We start from the raw sequence: 18,015 nt of genomic DNA, 5'->3' as shown, positions 1-18,015 counted from the left end.
TTAGGAAAGGCAGGAAAGGGATTCGGGGAGGATCTGGCCGCCATCTACAATCAGCGTTTGCCCGGTGATATACCCGGCTGCCTGAGAGGCAAAAAACAACGCGGCAGCCGCAATATCATCAACACTGCCGAGGCGCTTCAGCGGGACAGACTCCGCCATGGCGGCAACGTAGTCGTCGCCCATTCCTGCTAGCCCTTCGGTGATAATATTACCGGGTAGAATGGCATTAACCGTGATGTTATCTCTGGCCAGTTCGAGTGCCGCTGTGCGCATGAAACCCAGTTGCGACGCCTTGCTTGAGGCATAATGTGCCCATCCAGGATAGCCAGTCACAGGGCCAGTGATGGAAGAGGTAAGGATAATACGGCCATGGCCGGCTTGTTTAAGCCATGGGATCGCTGCCTGTACGCACAGGAATGTGCCTTTGCTGTTTACCGCATGCACATCATCCCATTCACTTTCCGTCATATTACTCAGCGCCGCGGAAGGAAAAACGCCAGCGTTGCAGCACAGTACCGATAAACCACCGAGTTGTTGTGCACAACGATCAACGGTCTCTCTGACCTGCTGAGCAATACTGACGTCACAAACGTAGCCTTTGATGACCAATCCTTGCGCTCTGGCCCCTGTGATGGCGGCATCTAGCTTTGCCGCATTTCGGGCGGTAATGGCAACACGCGCACCATGGCGAGCAAAATTCAACGCCAGCCCCAGCCCTATACCGCTGCTGCCCCCCGTGATCAGTACGTTTTTATCTTGCATACTTTCAAACATGTCGTTCTCCTCACATACGCCAGGAAGTACCTATTACGGAATAACCGCCCCATCTGTATTTCTCGAATGTAATCTGAAAAAAGCGCCTTTATTTCGCTCAAGAATAATCACGAAAATGTTGAATGATCAACATAATTTCATTGGTTTTCCCACTAAATAAAATGCTTCTTTATGGTGAGCGATTTTGGTGCAAGAGTGTGTTAATCAAAATATTGATATATAACGATTGTGTCGTTTTAATTACCGCTTTTTTAAGCGGGGTTTTCTTTTGATAAAAAAACATGCCCTATTGCGGGGCGATTGGCGGTCATCTCTAGTGTTAATTATTTATATAATTGATTTTTAAAATAAAAATAAATTATATTTGTTGGTTGATAGAGATTTCTATCTTTAATCTTGCAAAAAAGACAACACCAACATAAAAATGTTGTACTCATTTCATTTAATGGATGATTGCGATGCTTTATCACGATAGCTACATACAGAGAATCGGCGGGTTATTACGCGCTGCGCTGCCCGATTGGGGCATGAGTGAAAGATCGGAACTGTCGTTGCTCACGGTTTCGGAGAACGCGACTTTTCTGGTAATCGACTCCGCAACCAAACGCCGTTTGGTTTTGCGCGTTCATCGGCCGAATTATTGCCATCATGCGGAAATTATTTCGGAACTGGATTGGCTGATCTCCCTGAAAACCAGCGGCGTTATCAACGTCGCGGCACCGATTCCACAGCGTAACGGAGAATGGGTGGCACGGCTGGAAGATGAGGCATCCGTGACTTTTGTGGTGGCGTTTGAATTTATTACCGGTGCCGAACCGGATAGCGCATGCGATTTGTCTTCATGGTATTGCAGGCTGGGACAAATCGCCGCCCGCCTGCATCTGCACAGCCTTAGTTGGCAAAGGCCACCTGCATTCACCCGCAAGATTTGGACGTTTGACACCATCATCGGTACGCAAGCGCTCTGGGGAGACTGGCGTAGCCTGAGCCAGTTTGCCCCAGAAGACATCTCGCTTTTAGAACAAACCGAGACATTGCTCAAAGCACAGCTTGACGAATATGGTTGCTCCCCAGAGCGCTTCGGGCTTGTTCATTGTGATATGCGTCTGGCTAACCTGTTGGTAGACGATGACAAAATGACCGTTATCGACTTTGATGATTGCGGTATTTGTTGGTTTGGCTGGGATTTCGCGACCGCGGTAAGTTTTATTGAAGATGATCCATCACTGAGCAATTACCAGGCCTCATGGCTGAAGGGGTATCGCAGCGTGCGCCCATTTAGCCAGCAGGATGAGGCTATGTTACCCGTATTGATAATGTTGCGCCGACTGCAACTCAGCGCCTGGATAGCCAGCCATGCGGAGACACCCACGGCGCAGCAATTGGCTGCGACTTTCCCTGCCGGGACTGTGGCGCTGGCCAAGCAATATTTGCATGAACATGCAATGAAGGTAGCCCGAGCTGAAGCGCAGGAGAATCCCCGATGAAAGAAAAAAAACAAATTCTTGGCCTGAATCGCTTTGAGAAAAGCGATGGTGTAGCACTGGATGCCGGGTTGACTAATCAGATCGCTCGCCGTCAAAACACGCAGGGCGCTTCTTCGGTTTTGTTCTATCAACAGCCGATTGAAATGGTCAGTGCGCGCGGCGTTTGGATGTATGACGCTGCCGGTGACAGCTATCTCGACATGTATAACAACGTGCCGAGCGTTGGCCATTGCCATCCGAAGGTGGTGGAAGCCATGTCCAGGCAGGCTGGCCTGCTTAACACAAACACCCGCTATTTGTTCCCGGTACTGGAGCGCTATTCTGAAACCTTACTGGCCACTTTTCCGGCACCGCTCACCAATGTCGTGTTCACCTGTACTGGCAGCGAGAGTAACGATATTGCCCTGCGCATGGCCAGAATGACAACCGGCAGGCAAGGAATTATCGTCACTGAGAGCGCCTACCACGGCAATACCACGGCGGTGATGGACGTTTCGCCATCAGGACATAAGCGACAACAGCTACCGCCTTATGTTCGTACGGTTCCGGCGCCCGATGCAAACACGCTGCTGCCAGACCAGCAGGTGGCAGAGGTGTTTGCCGATGCGGTGCAAGCAGCGATAGATTCGTTGGCCGCAGAAGGCGTTGGCTGTGCAGCCTTACTGGTGGATACCATTTTTTCAAGCGATGGTGTGTACGCCGATCCGGCCGGTTTTCTCGGTCTGGCCGTGGCACGCGTGCGTGCGTGCGGCGGCTTGTTCATTGCCGATGAGGTCCAGCCGGGTTTTGGTCGCACAGGTACGCATTACTGGTGCTTCCAGCGTCACCAAGTGGTGCCGGATATCGTCACGCTGGGCAAGCCGATGGGGAATGGTTTCCCGATGGCCGCTGTTATCACACGACCCGAGCTACTCGACAGGTTTAGTCAAGAAACCGAATACTTCAACACCTTTGGCGGTAATCCGGTTGCGGCGGCAGTTGGCCTGGCGGTGTTGCAGATTATCCGGGAAGAAGAGTTGATTGCCAACGCCGAACACTGTGGTCACTATCTGAGAAACGGGCTGCGCAGCCTTGCCAACCACTACCCGGCAATCAGCGATGTGCGTGGTGCGGGGTTGTTCAATGCGGTCGAATTCCGGCTGCCGGACACCAAGGAACCCGATACGGCGCTGACGCAGCAAGTGATCAATGAACTGAAGGGGGAGGGCATCTTGATTGGTGCGGCGGGGGCGTATGGCAACAGTTTGAAGATCCGGCCTCCGCTTTGTTTTAGCACCAGTAATGCAGACTTCTTTATCGATAAATTCGCAGCCGTTATGAGCCGGTGCCAGCGGCGCTAACCTGTGTGGACGGGGCAACACTCAGCACTTTACGTTTTGTTGCCCCGGCCCCGCCAGCTATACTGTGGCACCAGCGAGGTTCTTTCAGGAAAGGTGGAGTTAATGTCAAAAAGAAAAACAGTACGTCAGCAGAACATACTGAGGGAAATCAGTGAATCTCCTAGCTTACGTATTGTCGATCTGGCGCGAGCTTATCAGGTTTCTACAGAAACGATTCGGCGCGATCTGGACGAACTCACCCAAAAAGGCTTGTTGAACCGCACCTATGGCGGCGCAGTGAGGGCAATGAACACCGAACCTACCGTGACAGAACGCCATCGTCTGTTTACGCAAGAGCGTGAGCAAATTGCCCGGGAAGCCGTGCAGCATCTGCGCGATGGTAAGATGTTTATGATTGGTTCGGGCGCGACGACAGTGCATGTGGCCAGGCGTATGGCGACCGATTTGCGGGATATCACGGTGATTACCCATTCGTTCGGTGTTGCTACCGTACTGTCGATGAACCCTACGATCAGGGTTATCGTCGCACCGGGGGATTACATCGCTTCCGAAGGGGCTATGGCAGGTGCACAAACACTGAACTTCCTACATCAGTACTCGGCAGATTATGCGATTATGGGGGCCAGCGGCGTGACAGCAGGTGGACCAAGCGAAGCGTTAATTGATTGCGGTATGATTTATAACACCATGATTCAACGGTCAAACAAAAGCATGGTTGTGGTGGATCATTCAAAATTCGATATGGTATTCCCTTCCAATTATGCTTCCTGGCAGACTATTGATCGTATTGTTACAGACAGCCCACCGATAGATCACATACTTACTGCCTTAAAAAAAGAAAATGTGAATATTTCCGTGTGTGAGTGAACTGTAGTCTTCTGACCACTTAGTTTCTGTCTCTGCCCATGCGCGGGTGATGCCTCTAATTATTTGAATTGATGAATAATAACCAATTTTAGGTTCCTTCATGGTCACCGCTGTTGTTCATTGCCCCCGTTGTCAGTCTGCTCAGGTTTACCGTCATGGTCAGAATCCAAAAGGGCATGACCGGTTTCGCTGTCGTGAACTTCTGGCGCTGCTTACCCCGTTTACTATCGGCATGATAACCAGCGATGACTGGGGCAGTTATGCCAGAGAAGTGCGGAAAGAGAAGCATCTGACGGGAAAAATATTCACTCAGCGTATTGAACGTAACAACCTGACACTGAGAACCCGCATTAAACATTTGGCTCGTAAAACAATCTGCTTCTCACGCTCGATTGAATTGCATGAAAAAGTCATCGGAGCGTTCATTGAAAAATACATGTTCTACTAATTGGATGCATTACCCTTATTTTGATGCTCCAGTGATTCAAGAACATCATAGAATATATAACGTAACGCCTTTCATTACATACGAGGTCTTGAACTAACTTGTACAACTTCAAATAGTTTGACAATGGCTGTCACGTTTGTGACTTAGTAATAATCATTTTCCTTTTGATGCTTAAAACCGACTACGATATAACGTCCCTGAGCGTCAATAAAATAACAGTATTCATAACCCGAATCGCCATAAGGGATAATCACTTCATATAAAAAGTCATCTTCGTCTTCTTCATCAGAGATGAAACCAGTACCCAGCCCTTTTTCAAGGTTATCCAGACTATTAGCGATGGTGTTCTTAACATCGTTAATGACGTAGCCTGCGGAATTATTTTCGAGGAAGGCCAGACAGCGATTAATACCTTGGCGAGCCTTTTCCGTCACGATCACTTGTGGCATTCAGGAAGATCTCCGTTTTTGCCACTCCGCAGAAAATCAACGACTTCTTTACCTGTTAAATGATTACCTGTGTTGAGGTAATTTGCATATGAGGATTGTGCCTGCTGGCGTAAACGTTCTTTCTGTTCTTCTGTGTCAACATAGGAAACGATGGCCTGCTTCATCAGATAGTGCTTTGTTCTCTTGCGTTTAGCCGCCAAGCGAGCAAGTCTTTCCTCAAGTAGGGTATCGAGTTTTACGGAGACTGGCATGTTAACCTCCCGAAGTCATTATGGGTAATAAAGAGTAATACCTTTTATTACTCTGTTTGGGATGAAAAGTCAAACAAGCTTAGATCATTCGTGGCGGTTACTGCTGGCTAAGGTCATCATCCCTTCTGCCCAAACTCAAACGGCCTAACCATACCGTTGCTGTTAGCATCCAGAAAATCAGCCGACCATCGCAACTGTCAGCAACACTGATATAAGACCGCAAATCACCATAAATTTTGTCCACTCCACCCAACATGGGCTTCTCTTAAGGTTCCTACACCAGACGGAGAAGCCGCATGTTAAGCAGAGGAGATCTTCTCATGATAAAGCAGATGCGTATTCACGGCGCGCATATTATCGACATCGCTCACCATTCGACGACATCTCACTGAAAGCGCTGTTGTTACACACAAACGTGAACCAATGAGAAAACTTCGTCCGTTCATGGACTATGTTGATTTGCGCTTGCGCGAGCATGTCTGGAACACTGAAGTGATCTTTCAGGAGATAAAACAACAGGGCTATGACGGCTGTCGCTCTATGTGCATCCCAAACGGACTCTGCGGGCGTCCAAACAGACCGTGCGCTTCGAGACGCAACCCGGTCAGCAGCTCCAGCACGACTGGGGGGAAATCGAGACTGTTGTTGCCGGTCAGCGCTGCAAGGTGAACTTCGCTGTTAATACCCTTGGTTACTCCCGACGCTTCCATGCATGGGCCACCGACAGTCAGGATGCTGAGCATACCTATGAATCACTGGTCAAAGCCTTTGCCTACTTTGGCGGCAGCGTCAAAACCGTGCTGGTTGATAACCAGAAAGCGGCCGTTCTCAAGCATGACAACAGTGGTGAGGTTATCTTCAACAACGGCTTCCTCCAGTTGGCAAAACACTATGGCTTCACGTCACGTGCCTGTCGCCCACGGCGGGCACGAACCAAAGGCAAGGTGGAGCGCATGGTGAAATACCTCAAGGAGAACTTCTTCGTTCGTTACCGGCAGTTCGACAGTCTGACACATATCAATCAGTGGCTGATGCTGTGGATACAAGCGGAAGCTGACCACCGAGTACTCCGCCAGTTCAGCCAGACACCCGCAGAACGCTTTACTCAGGAGCCTCCCCACCTGTTGGCATTACCCGCTGGTGACTTCGACACCAGTTATCACGACATCCGACAGGTTGCCTGGGATGGTTATATCGAAGTCCGTGGCAACCGCTATAGCGTGCCGGAAAGATGGTGCGAACAACCGGTCAGCATCCGTATCTCACTGGATGGCGAACTCAGGGTATATGGCGATGATGAGCTTATCGCGACACACCTTCTGGCTGAAAAACCGGCTGGCTGGCAGACCGTAGCAGCACACCATCGGCCGCTGTGGCAGCAGACCTGCCGGGTGGCACAGCGTGCGTTGAGCGATTATGAGGCGTTGCTGTGATGAGCGAACTGACAGAACTGATGGCGCGCCTGAAGATGGATCATCTGACAGATGCGGTAGACAACCTGCTGGAACAGGCCGTAAAGGAAGAGCTTAACGCACGAGAAACGCTGGTTCGCGTGCTGAACCATGAATGGCATGGTCGGCGACATAAGGGGCTGGAATCCCGGCTGAAACAGGCGCGACTGCCCTGGGTAAAAACGCTGGAACAGTTCGACTTCAGCTTCCAACCGGGCATCGACCAGCGGGTTACCCGGGAACTGGCCGGGCTGGTGTCCATTGAACGTAATGAGAATGTCATCCTGCTAGGGCCTCCGGGCGTGGGGAAAACACATCTGGCGGTGGCGTTGGGGGTAAAGGCAGCAGATGCGGGGCATCGGGTGCTGTTCATGTCGCTGGATAAACTGATACCACGCTGGTGAAAGCCAGACAGGAAAACAGGCTGGAGCGGCAGTTGCAGCAACTGAGCAACGTGCGGGTGCTGATCCTGGATGAGATCGGTTATCTACCGATGACGCGTGATGAAGCTAATCTGTGTCCCTCAATTACATAATCTTCTGAGAAAAAGTCGGATGCAGCCTAATTTCACCATCGAAAGATAGTTTCTGGCGGTCTTTTCATAACGAGTGGCAACCCGGCGGCACTCTTTTAAAATACCGAAACTTCTTTCAATGACATTGTGGGATTTGTATGACTCCATATCAATTTGACATTGTCCGTCTTTCGCCGATTTCTCATTGATTTTATAAGGAATAATAACTTTCACCCCTCGTCATTTCAAGGCACTACGTAGCACTTGAGAGGAATACCCTTTATCAGCAAGAACCGCTTTTCCCCGACGTTTAAGGTAGCCGCCTTTACGGTTTACCCCGATACCATCCAGAAGCCGAAGTGCGTACTGACTTTCATGGGTTTGTCCGCCGCTCAGCAGAATATTTAGCGGGAAGCCATGCCCGTCTGTTGCCAGATGGATTTTGGTGCCATAACCGCCTCGTGAGCGACCCAGCGCATGAGCGTCAGCGATATCGGGATGTTTTTTTGAGCGCCAGCGGCGCAATGATTGGCGCGGATGTTACTGCCATCGAGTGATATAGCCGACCAGTCGAGGCAATCATTTTCATCAAGAATTGAAAGCAACCTGTTGAAAATAATGTTAATGACACCAGACTTAGACCAGCGATTGAAACGGTTGTAAACCGTTTTCCACGCGCCATAGCGCTCAGGCAAATCACGCCATGGTGCGCCGGAGCAGAGTACCCAAAACATGCCGTTGATAATCTTGCGGTGTTCAACGTAAGGATGACCGACTTTTTGAGAACGTTCAGGGGGAAGCAGAGGTGAAATCAGTTCTCATGCGGTGTCAGGAAGTTCGTAACGGGCCATGGCAATATCTACATGAAAAATAATAGTTTTACTCTATCATAATCTATTGAGGGACACAGCCTAGTGTTAGGTATCGGCACAGTAATGGCTTTTATGAAGTTTCAGGACATGAAAAAGGATCAGGAAAACATCTTGGCTAATACCGTTGGTGCTCAGATGAAGCAAATGGGAGATGCGGTTAACCGTTATATCAGCATTCGCTATGATAAGCTTTCAACGCTCTCATCCAGTAGCAGCCAGACCAGCGATCCGGGACCAAGAACCTGTTCGGCTGCAGGTTGTGAAATTACCTATCAGACGTTGGTGAATGAAGGGCTACTGCCTGCGGGACATACTGGTATCAACATGCAAAAGTCTTCTTATAAGATCCTGCTAAAACGCGCTGGAACCACACCTAACTATGTTATCAATGGACTTGTTATCACAACGTTGCCTTGGTCAGAAGGGAACCGTATTCGTTATGACTTGTTAGGTCGTGCTATGCAAGCAGCAGGAATTGATAGCGGTATGACACAATTCGCTACTGTTGCATCAGGTACCGGAGGTCAATGGACCGAGAGCCAAAATAATTATAGTGGGATAAATGCGGCGGGGCTGTTGGCTTACCGTGTTGGATATGATTCCGCTATGTATTCGGTTTATCTGCGTCGTGATGGCACACTTCCGATGACAGGGAGTTTAAATATGGGTCAAAATGATATTAACAATGTCAAAAACATAACGGCATCAGGCGATATTATCGCTTCTGGAAACATTACAGGCGACTATCTTCAGGCTACTGCCATATCTGTTGTTGGCGAAGTATGCGCTTCTGATGGGCTGATAAGCCGAGATGCAAAAGGTATGGTTTTATCCTGCCAGAATGGAAAATGGAAAGCTATTGGCGGCGGAAGCATTACCCGAACCGCAACAGATAAAATAACCGTCTCATCACCGGGAAATTTTGATTTTATCAATGTGTCTCTTGCTACATTATTTAATCATAGGGATGGTTCTCATACAACATCAGCCAATTTTAATGTGTACGTTAACAGCACGTTGATAGGGAAAATGACGACGTATATTTATGTGGAGAAAGGGGGGAGCAGTGGGCATTATTGGGGATACCAGAAAACAGGTGTGGATGCTCAAATGTTCAAACACGCTGTTAACCAAGGTGATGTGATTTCGGTTGAACTGGACAGTGCCTATCTTGCTATTAAAACCGACATCATAGTTTCTTTGTCTCAGTAGAGCTGGTCAGGCCATTTTTATGGTTTAACAGAAAATAATATCTGACCATAAATAAAAATGTCGTTAATAACGTCTGTATCCACATCTGATACCGCTTTCGGTATTGAATCATCCATAAAAAGCGCCCAATATTCGTACATCAAGGAATATTTTACTGTCAAAGGATAATGACAATGCCGGGTGCTGCCCGTCTTAACGATATCGGAAGTGGTCATGACTGCTTCCCTGAAACCCCGATAACTGAAGGCAGTCCTGACGTTATCATTAATGGTCAGCCTGCTGCCCGAAAAGGCGATACCGTTCTGCTTCACGGTTGTCCCTGTCCTAATGCACCACATGGTGTTCATCCGCGAAAAATCGCTGAAGGTTCATCGACCGTTATTATTAACGGTAAAAATGCTGCGCGTATTGGGGACCGCATCAATTGTGGTGGCGTCATCACGTCGGGCAGTGGCAACGTCATTATTGGTGATACTCCTCATCGTTCTCCCGTTCAGGACTGCGCTAAACAGGCAGCATTAACCCGTGCGCCATTGCTGGCGTTAACACCGATGCTGGCCGTCGAGCCTGTTTTTGCCAAATCCTGCTTACGTGGTGCGGGTTGTACGGATGCGGGAACGAAAGATGAGCCACAGGGCAACATCGGGGAGATGAGTTTTTATGTCGCTGAGCCTGTTGGTGAGCCGATTATTCCGGCTGATAAACAAGTTGAGGTAAAGCAGTATGCGCAGTCGGCTAAAAAGAAAAACACATCTTCTGCTGTTTCTCCTCCCCAATCATTTACCGGAAAAAACGAACCGTTACTCCAGACCTCGCCCGGTGTGATTAACAAGCCTCAAATACCCCAGATGGAGCCGTGGTATAAAACGGTTTTTGATCTGTTAGTGGGGAAAGCCGATGCCGCCATGTTGCCGCCACCACCTCAACCACTGGTCATGGCAGGGACGGCAGCACAGGCAGGTGCGACGGCTGCTGCGGGTGGTGCTGTGGCTCAGGCCAATCAGGATGCAGCGAAAGCACTGACACATCAGATGAAACGCCTTTCTGGGCCATCAATCTGGCAAGGCCAGTTGCAGATGGCGCAGAGTTTCTTGCTGATGGGAGCGTTGATTCAGCAGCATCTGAAAGGCGAGAAAGCAGATTTACTGACACCGGAAAAGCTACTGGAGGTAGCGAAGAAGCAGGGAACGGTGCCCAGTCGTGTTCGCTATCAGTGGGTTGAAGATGAGGAAACGGGCAGGCTGAAGGCGGTTGGCTACCACACCAGTATGGAAAGTGGTCGCGATCAGGTGCGTGTCAGATTACTTAAATACGATTTCCCCAATAACCGCTATGAGTTTTGGGAAGACGGGGAAGCGGGACCAACGATTCTATGGACGCCGGATAATCCGGGTATGAAGTTCCCCACAGATACGGCACACGGTGAACAGCCTGTAATTTCGTCAGCGATACCGGGATTTGAAATTCCAGAGATGGATGATGTCAGCATCCTCGCCACACCAATGCCGGACGAGAAGGATTTTCGGGATTACATTCTGGTGTTTGCGGAGAATACGTTTCCACCGATTTATGTTTATCTGAGCGAGGCGCACAAGTATCATACACCACCCAAAGGTAATCCTCCTCTTCCAGCTTTCCCTGATGCTAAGCGCGCCCCACGTAAAACACCGATACAAGGGGGAGGTGGGCTAAGAGCAAGATGGAAAGATTCAGGTGGTAAAATTTATGAGTGGGACTCCCAACACGGGACAGTTGAAATGTATGACCGATCTGGAAGAACTCATCTGGGAGAGTTCAATCCAATTACAGGTGAACAGACAAAGCCAGCAGATCCTCGCAGAAAGGTGGAGAAATAATGATAGTTTATTCTGTCGAAATATATGACAAAATCACTGAAGATATTGTTCGTGAAATTAATATACCAAAATCTCAAATAGATGAAATTGCTAAGATTATGAAATGGCAGGATAGCGAAAAAAAATCCTTTATCAAGGGTGTTGGTGGTTTTGACCTAACTACAGAACAGGCTATGTTGCTGGAAAAATTACTAGGGGAAGATTTTTTTTCTGAAGATGTAATCATTCAAATATCAGGTGGCAATATTTGAATTAAAATTTAAATTTTCGTTTTTTTTGTGTTTTTTGACGGCTTATAAAAATCATGAAGGGTTGATAAAATAGAGCTAGCATAGGAGATTGAGTATGAATGGGAATTTGATAAAAACTAGACTTTCTTATTGAACAAGAAGGTTTGAATGAAGAATCAATTTACCTACGTGACTATCAAGCATTTGAGGAGATTCCTTTATTTTCTAGTTTTGAAAATATTTCTTTATTAGGCTCATTATCTTTTGATGATAAAAATAAATTTTTGATAAAAAAGGTATTGAAGTTCTAGAAAAAAGCGTTGATTTAGTAACGAAAAAATTATCTAAAAATGTTCTTCGTGATTATTTTCTTGCCTTAGGTTAACTGATGTGGATGATTTTCATGATGTGAATTTTTATACTCCAAATATATTTATTTCCACAAGGGGGAAATGGCTTCTCCATTATATCAATTTAAATCGGAAAGATACAGAAGAGCATTCAGTTAAAGAATATTTAGTTTCGTTAGGAGCGGTGATTGTGTTTTTATTTACCCCTTCTTTTTTGTGTTTTTTATAAATGGTCTTTTAACACTCTTGCCAATTGTAAATAAATTGATTATCTCCTGTGTATACAGTAATAAATTTCAGGGGATATTATGTCATTCAACAAAACAAAAATATTATGCTTATTAGTTGTCAGTGGTTTTTCATCACAAGCACTATCTGCTGATAGCTTTTTTAAAGCACCAATAGGTAGTCTTTATTCATTGGAATATAACTCAGCATATATCGGGGCTAATGTTTTAAAGCTGACGCTAAGCCATGTTCCAGATAAGTCCTGTGCGACATTAGCAACGCAGTTGGCAGGTCAGTATTTTGAAGTATTAATTAACAGTCAATATGTTCCATTAACGCCACCTGCTTCAGGAACTACATGGAACAGAAACAATGTCGTGACGGACAAAACAACCGCATTATGTAAATCAGGAAAAGATAACACAATTGTAGTCAACCATTTTGTTTATCCGAAAACCTACACCTTATATCAATCTGAGGGGGATATCGTTCATTCCTCTGGTGGTTCTTCTGAAAAAGAAAATATCGTAAACGTCAGTTATGAAATTTATCGAAAAACCATGCAGACCAGAGAAAACCATCAGTTATCTATCAAATAAGAAGGTGTAAAAATGAAAAATAAAAAAGGATATTCAATATTAGAAATTGTTTTAGTGCTTGGAGTAGCTTCTGGTATTACCTACACCGCATTAAGCTTTTATCGCAATGAAAAACACGATGCGGCAGTCAGGGAAACGGTTCAACAGGTTCGTACTATATTCAACACGGCAGATGCTTATCTGATGAGTGCCAAGCCGGATGGAAGCGTTCAGGAAACGTATCCTATTTCTATGCAGATCTTAAAAAACACATTGGCTTTCCCGCTGAATCTTGGGGAACTGCGTGAAGGCTCTGAGGCAGAAACCAAAGCAAGCACGGCAATATCGACCTCTGCATCCAAATCTGCCTCAGTCTCGGCAAGCGTGAGTGCTTCAACCAGTGCATCCGTATCGGCTTCCAAGTCAGCAAGCGCAAGTCAGTCAATTAGTGCTTCTGTGAGCAATAGTATCAGTGCCAGTCAATCAGCATCGACCTCTGCGTCAAAATCTGCCTCAACATCGGCAAGTTTGAGTGCTTCAACCAGTGCCAGTATATCGGCGTCAAAATCAGCAAGCACAAGCACAAGTGCCAGCCTGAGTGCTTCACAGTCAGCGTCGTTATCTGCCAGTAAATCGGCTTCATTATCACTTTCAACCAGTGCCAGTGTTTCATCGAGTATCAGTGCATCGATCTCAGCCCAAGCTGCGACAACGAAAACAGTAATAACACAATCTGATATGGAATTTTTTCTGATTTCTTATACATGGATCGCTGGTTCTGCATTTGATAATGAATATGCTGGTGAAGCGATCTCTCAATTAGTCGAACAGTATTATTTTAGGAATACGAGTATTATCGGAGGCTTTCTTGCAGGTAGCGGCGTGATTGGTCAGCAGCCATTAGCATCTTATAATAATTCTTATAACAGAAACCCCAGTCTTCCTGTGTTGATATCAACGTCTGATGCAGACGATAAAGATCTCATGAGGATGTTATTTATTATGGCAGTTGGATATTATCAGGGAAGTTATACGTTTGTGTCAAAACCTTCCAGTTTAGCAGAAGCAATAACTAACATATTAAACATGACTCGTTCTCAGGGGACGATTCGATGGCACAACGCTGCTAATGCCACAACAGAAAAAATTATGGGGAATTTTGTTTATAAATGATTTTTTATTTTACCCAATAGATAGTGCCTTATTGAGACAAAAAAAAGGGCTTAACAGCCCTTTTGCCGTGCTTTAATAGTGCTGACCTAATAATATTAGTCTACAACTTCTTTCTGATAGGATAAATAAAGTGCATTGAGTCTTTCCCACAAGATAAAGGATAAGATCTCTTTTGCTTTAGGTTCATCCAGTTCAACAACCGCGTAAATTAATGCCCGACACTGATCGATAATTTCTTCCAGTTCCAGCGGTGCATTATCGAACATGATAAGCCTCCGTTGTTGAGTGTGGCAAAAAAGCAGTAGCCAGATGCAGATTTTCAGGATGGGAATAGGTAAACTGACAGACAGCCATAGCGTTATCCTTGTAACGTTGAGGTTAGCCCCTGTCTGGTATTGCGAGTACCTTTCAGGGGCAAAACAGGTTCATAGGTAGTCCTGTATTCAGGCGTGAACCTTTCGGCTGCAATTTAAGGCTAGGAATGATACTAGTAAATTCAATTAGTTAACGCGATATAAGAAAACCCACAACAGGTAATTCCCAGTTTTCAGATCCGCACAATCAGAACTGCGTGAACCGTTGGATGACACAGAGGCTAATGTGGAGATGGACTTATGTATGGTGAGTGCTATTGAGCACAATTCTGTTAACAACATCAATCAATTGCGAAGGCGATTCACACCAATAATCGACTTTGTGCTGAGATAACTCCTCGTATGAGCCATAACCCCATTGCACACCGATGGCTAATAGACCGTTATCATGAGCGCTGATAACATCATCCTTTCTGTCTCCGACCATAATTGTATTTTTGGTATCAAGATCGTATTTATGGATAAGGTTTGATAAAAGTAAACTTTTGTCATCCATACTGCCATCTTCAGATGTGCCAGTAATCTCGGTAAATAGCGAACATAGCTTCAAATTAGCTAATATAGATTGTGCAAAACGCTGTCTTTTCGATGTGGCGATAAATAGCTGATGGCCTTCATTTTTTAACCGGTCAAGAGTGGAATGTATCCCTTCGTAAAGCGTGCTATCGTAGAGTCCATACAGACCATAATGCTCTCGATATATCTTCACGGTTTCTGAGATTCTGTTATCCCCATAAGGCGTAAGTAAAGTGCGCATAATCGTATTCATAGGTGGGCCAATTAGCACCGAAATATCAATAGAATCATCAATGGTATGTCCTTGCTGGCGTATAGCATAAACCAAACTTGTTCTAATGCCCGGTAATGAGTCAATAATGGTTCCGTCCAGATCAAAAATTATATTCATAGCTATACTCAATTTTTAACAGTAGGGAAATACCATATAATATTACATGGTTTTTTATTCTCATGCACGAAAATTAAAAGTCGTCAAACCACCGCATCGTTATTGACAATCCAGTAATTTATATCAATATATAACAAAATAAAAATAGGTGTTTAAATGAAAATATTAATTAACGTACAAAAAAACTGGCCTGATAATGTAAAAGAACTCGATTCATCTAAATATGATCAAAATGAAATCCCTTGGTGTGGTAAAGAACTGTTCTTTTTACATGAAGATGGAAGGGTTTATCAGAGATATGTGAAGATGCCTTTTATCGTTGGTGTTGATGAGCTTTCTTTATTCTCGTTAACAACGAAAGATGATAACTCTTTTTTGATAGAAGAAATCACTGATTGGCCTAAAGGTGTCAATATTCGAAAAGGATTTGTCCGTGCAGAGTGGGGACATAAATCCAATGGTTGCTGTTGGTATGTATTTCCTGATGGTGGAAATATGTATGCTTATTTTGATGCTCCAACGATTCAAGAGCATCATAGGATATACAATGTAATGCCTTTTATTACATGCGAGGTCTTGAACTAACTTGTACAACCTCAAACCGTCTGACAATGGCTGTCACGTTTGTGACTCAGTAATAATCATTTTCCTTTTGATGCTTAAAACCGACTACAATATAACGTCCCTGAGCGTCAATGAAATAACAGTATTCATAACCCGAATCGCCATAAGGGATAATCACTTCATATAAAAAGTCATCTTCGTCTTCTTCATCAGAGATGAAGCCAGTACCCAGCCCTTTTTCAAGGTTATCAAGACTATCAGCGATGGTGTTCTTAACATCGTTAATGACGTAGCCTGCGGAATTATTTTCGAGGAAGTCCAGACAGCGATTAATACCTTGGCGAGCCTTTTCCGTCACGATCACTTGTGGCATTCAGGAAGATCTCCGTTTTTGCCACTCCGCAGAAAATCAACGACTTCTTTACCTGTTAAATGATTACCTGTGTTGAGGTAATTTGCATATGAGGACTGTGCCTGCTGGCGTAAACGTTCTTTCTGTTCTTCTGTATCAACATAGGAAACGATAGCCTGCTTCATCAGATAGTGCTTTGTTCTCTTGCGTTTAGCCGCCAAGCGAGCAAGTCTTTCCTCAAGTAGGGTATCGAGTTTTACGGAGACTGGCATGTTAACCTCCCGAAGTCATTCTGGATAATAAAGGGTAATACCTTTTATTACCCTGTTTGGGATGAAAAGTCAAACAAGCTCAGATCTCACGCGATGGCTATTGCTGGCTCAGATCATTATCCCTTTTGCGCAAACTCAAACGGCCTAACCATCCCGTTGCTGCTAGCATCAAGGAAATCAGCCCACCACTGCAACATCAAGCGGCGTTGTTCAAGGTGTTTGGCCTTGTGGGTGTAGGCAGCACGAATGTTGTTCTTTTCCATGTGGCTCATCTGAAGTTCAACCACATCTTCAGGCCAGATGCCTGATTCAATCAACGCACTACACGCCAGCGTTCGAAAGCCGTGACCGCATAGATCGGTTTTGGTGTCATAGCCCATTTTACGAAACGCTTTGTTGATGGTGTTTTCACTCATCGGCTTCATCGCATCATAACAGCCCGTCAGGATAAAGCCGTCATCACCGTTAACGTCATAGGTGAGGTCTTTTAGTTCTTTCAAAATTGCCAGTGCTTGATCGCATAGAGGAACATAATGCTTTCTGCGCATTTTTGCACCACGGCCTGAATGCTTGATCCCTTCAATGGCTTCACGTTGTTCAGGGATAACCCACAAACTGCTTTTGAAATCGATCTCTGACCAACGGGCAAAGCGGAGTTCGCTGGAACGCACAAAAATCAGCAGATTGAGTTTTATCGCCAGTTGAGTCAGTCGGCTACGGCCTTTATAGCCTTCAATACGCTCCAGCAGGGTAGGGATCTCTTCCAGCTCGATTGCGGGGCGGTGTTCGGTCTGGGGCTTCTGAACCGCACCTTCCAAGTCATAGGCAGGGTTGAAACGGATCATCTTTTGCTGGACGGCATAACGCATGATGGCAGTGGCGTACTGTTTTACCCGCATAGCAATTTCCAGATAACCCAGCTTCTCTATCTTTTTGATAGGAATCAGCAGATCGCCTGTATCCAGTTCAGCAATATCTTTTTCACCAATGTCAGGGAACAGATAAGTTTCCAGTCGTGTCCAGACAGAACGCTGATAATCTTCCGACCATGTGGTTTTGGTGACAAACCAGCTCTTAGCAACAGTTTTGAAAGCGCGGGTATTGTTACGCTTTTCCAGTGTGGTTTTGTTGTCAGCCTGCTTTTTAGCGCTCGGATCAATTCCAGAAGCTAACAGCTTTTTCGCTTCATCTCGTCGTTGTCTTGCATCAGCCAGTGAAACAGCAGGGTAGACACCAATGGAAAACACCTTCTGTTTTCCTTCAAATCGATAACCCAACTGCCAGTATTTTGAACCGTTGGGATGTACCAGCAGGTAGAGGCCGAACCCGTCAGTGAGCTTCACCGCCTTTTCTGACGGCTTGGCATTTTTTACTTTAGTATCAGTAAGTGACATGACGGCTCCCTCCGATTGCTGGTAAAAACGAAATCGAACCAGCTTTACCAGTATTTTTACCAGCAAAAGGGT

The 18,015-nt window shown here is 45.9% G+C and carries 19 protein-coding genes and 4 pseudogenes; 14 read left to right on the top strand and 9 right to left on the bottom strand.

What is annotated here, in order from left to right; genetic code table 11:
* Positions 1–774, bottom strand: coding sequence for a 3-oxoacyl-ACP reductase FabG (fabG, locus tag OI69_RS09515; RefSeq protein ID WP_039349285.1), 774 nt, complete (start codon positions 772–774; stop codon positions 1–3).
* Between the two features lie 458 nt (positions 775–1,232).
* On the opposite strand from fabG, the gene OI69_RS09510 reads away from it, so the two are divergent.
* From OI69_RS09510 to OI69_RS09495, 4 genes are all read left to right on the top strand, one after another.
* Complete coding sequence (locus OI69_RS09510; protein ID WP_052198343.1) at positions 1,233–2,261, top strand: phosphotransferase enzyme family protein; 1,029 nt, start codon at positions 1,233–1,235, stop codon at positions 2,259–2,261.
* Positions 2,258–3,601: an aspartate aminotransferase family protein gene (locus OI69_RS09505; RefSeq protein ID WP_039349282.1), complete on the top strand. Its 1,344-nt coding sequence runs from the start codon at positions 2,258–2,260 to the stop codon at positions 3,599–3,601. The genes OI69_RS09510 and OI69_RS09505 overlap by 4 nt, the downstream gene beginning before the upstream one ends.
* Positions 3,602–3,703: 102 nt before the next feature.
* The gene (locus OI69_RS09500; protein ID WP_039349278.1) at positions 3,704–4,468 is read left to right on the top strand and encodes a DeoR/GlpR family DNA-binding transcription regulator; all 765 of its coding nucleotides are present in this window, start codon (positions 3,704–3,706) and stop codon (positions 4,466–4,468) included.
* A gap of 100 nt (positions 4,469–4,568) precedes the next feature.
* Positions 4,569–4,916 (top strand): IS1 family transposase, encoded by a 348-nt coding sequence (locus OI69_RS09495; protein ID WP_072034281.1) that lies wholly within the window; start codon positions 4,569–4,571, stop codon positions 4,914–4,916.
* Between the two features lie 143 nt (positions 4,917–5,059).
* Here OI69_RS09495 and OI69_RS09490 read toward each other — a convergent pair whose 3' ends face one another.
* Both OI69_RS09490 and OI69_RS09485 read right to left on the bottom strand, forming a co-directional pair.
* Positions 5,060–5,365, bottom strand: a complete 306-nt coding sequence (locus OI69_RS09490; protein ID WP_052198342.1) for a hypothetical protein — start codon at positions 5,363–5,365, stop codon at positions 5,060–5,062.
* Positions 5,353–5,616 (bottom strand): CopG family ribbon-helix-helix protein, encoded by a 264-nt coding sequence (locus tag OI69_RS09485; RefSeq protein WP_039349255.1) that lies wholly within the window; start codon positions 5,614–5,616, stop codon positions 5,353–5,355. The genes OI69_RS09490 and OI69_RS09485 overlap by 13 nt, the downstream gene beginning before the upstream one ends.
* A 296-nt stretch (positions 5,617–5,912) precedes the next feature.
* Between OI69_RS09485 and istA the strand changes: the two are divergent.
* Positions 5,913–7,049 (top strand): annotated as a pseudogene (istA, locus tag OI69_RS09480) (IS21 family transposase).
* Positions 7,049–7,584, top strand: a pseudogene (locus OI69_RS09475) (ATP-binding protein); the annotation flags it as partial. The pseudogenes istA and OI69_RS09475, both read left to right, overlap by 1 nt.
* Positions 7,585–7,590: 6 nt before the next feature.
* On the opposite strand, the pseudogene OI69_RS19670 reads toward OI69_RS09475, so the two are convergent.
* Positions 7,591–8,396, bottom strand: a pseudogene (locus OI69_RS19670) (IS5 family transposase).
* Positions 8,397–8,516: 120 nt separating this feature from the next.
* Between OI69_RS19670 and pilV the strand changes: the two are divergent.
* The 7 genes and pseudogenes from pilV to OI69_RS20110 all read left to right on the top strand — a co-directional run bounded on the left by pilV (position 8,517) and on the right by OI69_RS20110 (position 14,080).
* Positions 8,517–9,665 (top strand): shufflon system plasmid conjugative transfer pilus tip adhesin PilV, encoded by a 1,149-nt coding sequence (gene pilV / locus OI69_RS09465; protein WP_154715541.1) that lies wholly within the window; start codon positions 8,517–8,519, stop codon positions 9,663–9,665.
* Positions 9,666–9,838: 173 nt separating this feature from the next.
* Positions 9,839–11,521, top strand: a complete 1,683-nt coding sequence (locus tag OI69_RS09460) for an S-type pyocin domain-containing protein (protein WP_080752629.1) — start codon at positions 9,839–9,841, stop codon at positions 11,519–11,521.
* The gene (locus OI69_RS09455; RefSeq protein ID WP_039349272.1) at positions 11,521–11,772 is read left to right on the top strand and encodes a DUF7683 domain-containing protein; all 252 of its coding nucleotides are present in this window, start codon (positions 11,521–11,523) and stop codon (positions 11,770–11,772) included. The genes OI69_RS09460 and OI69_RS09455 overlap by 1 nt, the downstream gene beginning before the upstream one ends.
* 128 nt (positions 11,773–11,900) lie before the next feature.
* The gene (locus OI69_RS20420; protein ID WP_080752628.1) at positions 11,901–12,062 is read left to right on the top strand and encodes an Imm15 family immunity protein; all 162 of its coding nucleotides are present in this window, start codon (positions 11,901–11,903) and stop codon (positions 12,060–12,062) included.
* Positions 12,063–12,129: 67 nt separating this feature from the next.
* Positions 12,130–12,330: pseudogene (locus tag OI69_RS20415) on the top strand (Imm15 family immunity protein); the annotation flags it as partial.
* Between the two features lie 79 nt (positions 12,331–12,409).
* Positions 12,410–12,928, top strand: a complete 519-nt coding sequence (locus OI69_RS19825; RefSeq protein WP_154715536.1) for a type 4 pilus major pilin — start codon at positions 12,410–12,412, stop codon at positions 12,926–12,928.
* A 12-nt stretch (positions 12,929–12,940) separates the two neighbouring features.
* Positions 12,941–14,080 (top strand): hypothetical protein, encoded by a 1,140-nt coding sequence (locus OI69_RS20110; RefSeq protein WP_200886914.1) that lies wholly within the window; start codon positions 12,941–12,943, stop codon positions 14,078–14,080.
* Positions 14,081–14,175: 95 nt separating this feature from the next.
* Here the strand turns inward: OI69_RS20110 and OI69_RS20055 are convergent, their stop codons facing one another.
* The gene (locus tag OI69_RS20055; RefSeq protein WP_167335185.1) at positions 14,176–14,346 is read right to left on the bottom strand and encodes a hypothetical protein; all 171 of its coding nucleotides are present in this window, start codon (positions 14,344–14,346) and stop codon (positions 14,176–14,178) included.
* A 346-nt stretch (positions 14,347–14,692) separates the two neighbouring features.
* Positions 14,693–15,361: an HAD hydrolase-like protein gene (locus OI69_RS09440; protein ID WP_039349263.1), complete on the bottom strand. Its 669-nt coding sequence runs from the start codon at positions 15,359–15,361 to the stop codon at positions 14,693–14,695.
* 156 nt (positions 15,362–15,517) lie between these two features.
* Here OI69_RS09440 and OI69_RS20050 point away from each other — a divergent pair, with 156 nt between their 5' ends.
* The gene (locus OI69_RS20050) at positions 15,518–15,946 is read left to right on the top strand and encodes a hypothetical protein (protein WP_039349259.1); all 429 of its coding nucleotides are present in this window, start codon (positions 15,518–15,520) and stop codon (positions 15,944–15,946) included.
* A gap of 46 nt (positions 15,947–15,992) precedes the next feature.
* Here OI69_RS20050 and OI69_RS09430 read toward each other — a convergent pair whose 3' ends face one another.
* The 3 genes from OI69_RS09430 to OI69_RS09420 all read right to left on the bottom strand — a co-directional run bounded on the left by OI69_RS09430 (position 15,993) and on the right by OI69_RS09420 (position 17,943).
* Positions 15,993–16,298 (bottom strand): type II toxin-antitoxin system RelE/ParE family toxin, encoded by a 306-nt coding sequence (locus OI69_RS09430; protein ID WP_052198340.1) that lies wholly within the window; start codon positions 16,296–16,298, stop codon positions 15,993–15,995.
* Positions 16,286–16,549 carry a CopG family ribbon-helix-helix protein gene (locus tag OI69_RS09425; protein ID WP_039349255.1) on the bottom strand — a complete coding sequence of 88 codons (264 nt, stop codon included), beginning with the start codon at positions 16,547–16,549 and terminating at the stop codon, positions 16,286–16,288. Before OI69_RS09425 ends, OI69_RS09430 begins: the two co-directional genes overlap by 13 nt.
* Before the next feature lie 116 nt (positions 16,550–16,665).
* Positions 16,666–17,943 carry a tyrosine-type recombinase/integrase gene (locus OI69_RS09420; RefSeq protein WP_039349251.1) on the bottom strand — a complete coding sequence of 426 codons (1,278 nt, stop codon included), beginning with the start codon at positions 17,941–17,943 and terminating at the stop codon, positions 16,666–16,668.
* Between the last annotated feature and the right edge of the window lie 72 nt (positions 17,944–18,015).

The sequence above is a fragment of the Pectobacterium fontis genome, from assembly GCF_000803215.1.
Taxonomy (GTDB): Bacteria; Pseudomonadota; Gammaproteobacteria; order Enterobacterales; family Enterobacteriaceae; genus Pectobacterium; species Pectobacterium fontis.
Note: the sequence above shows the minus strand (reverse complement) of the source record. Positions and strands in the feature narration are given on the sequence as shown.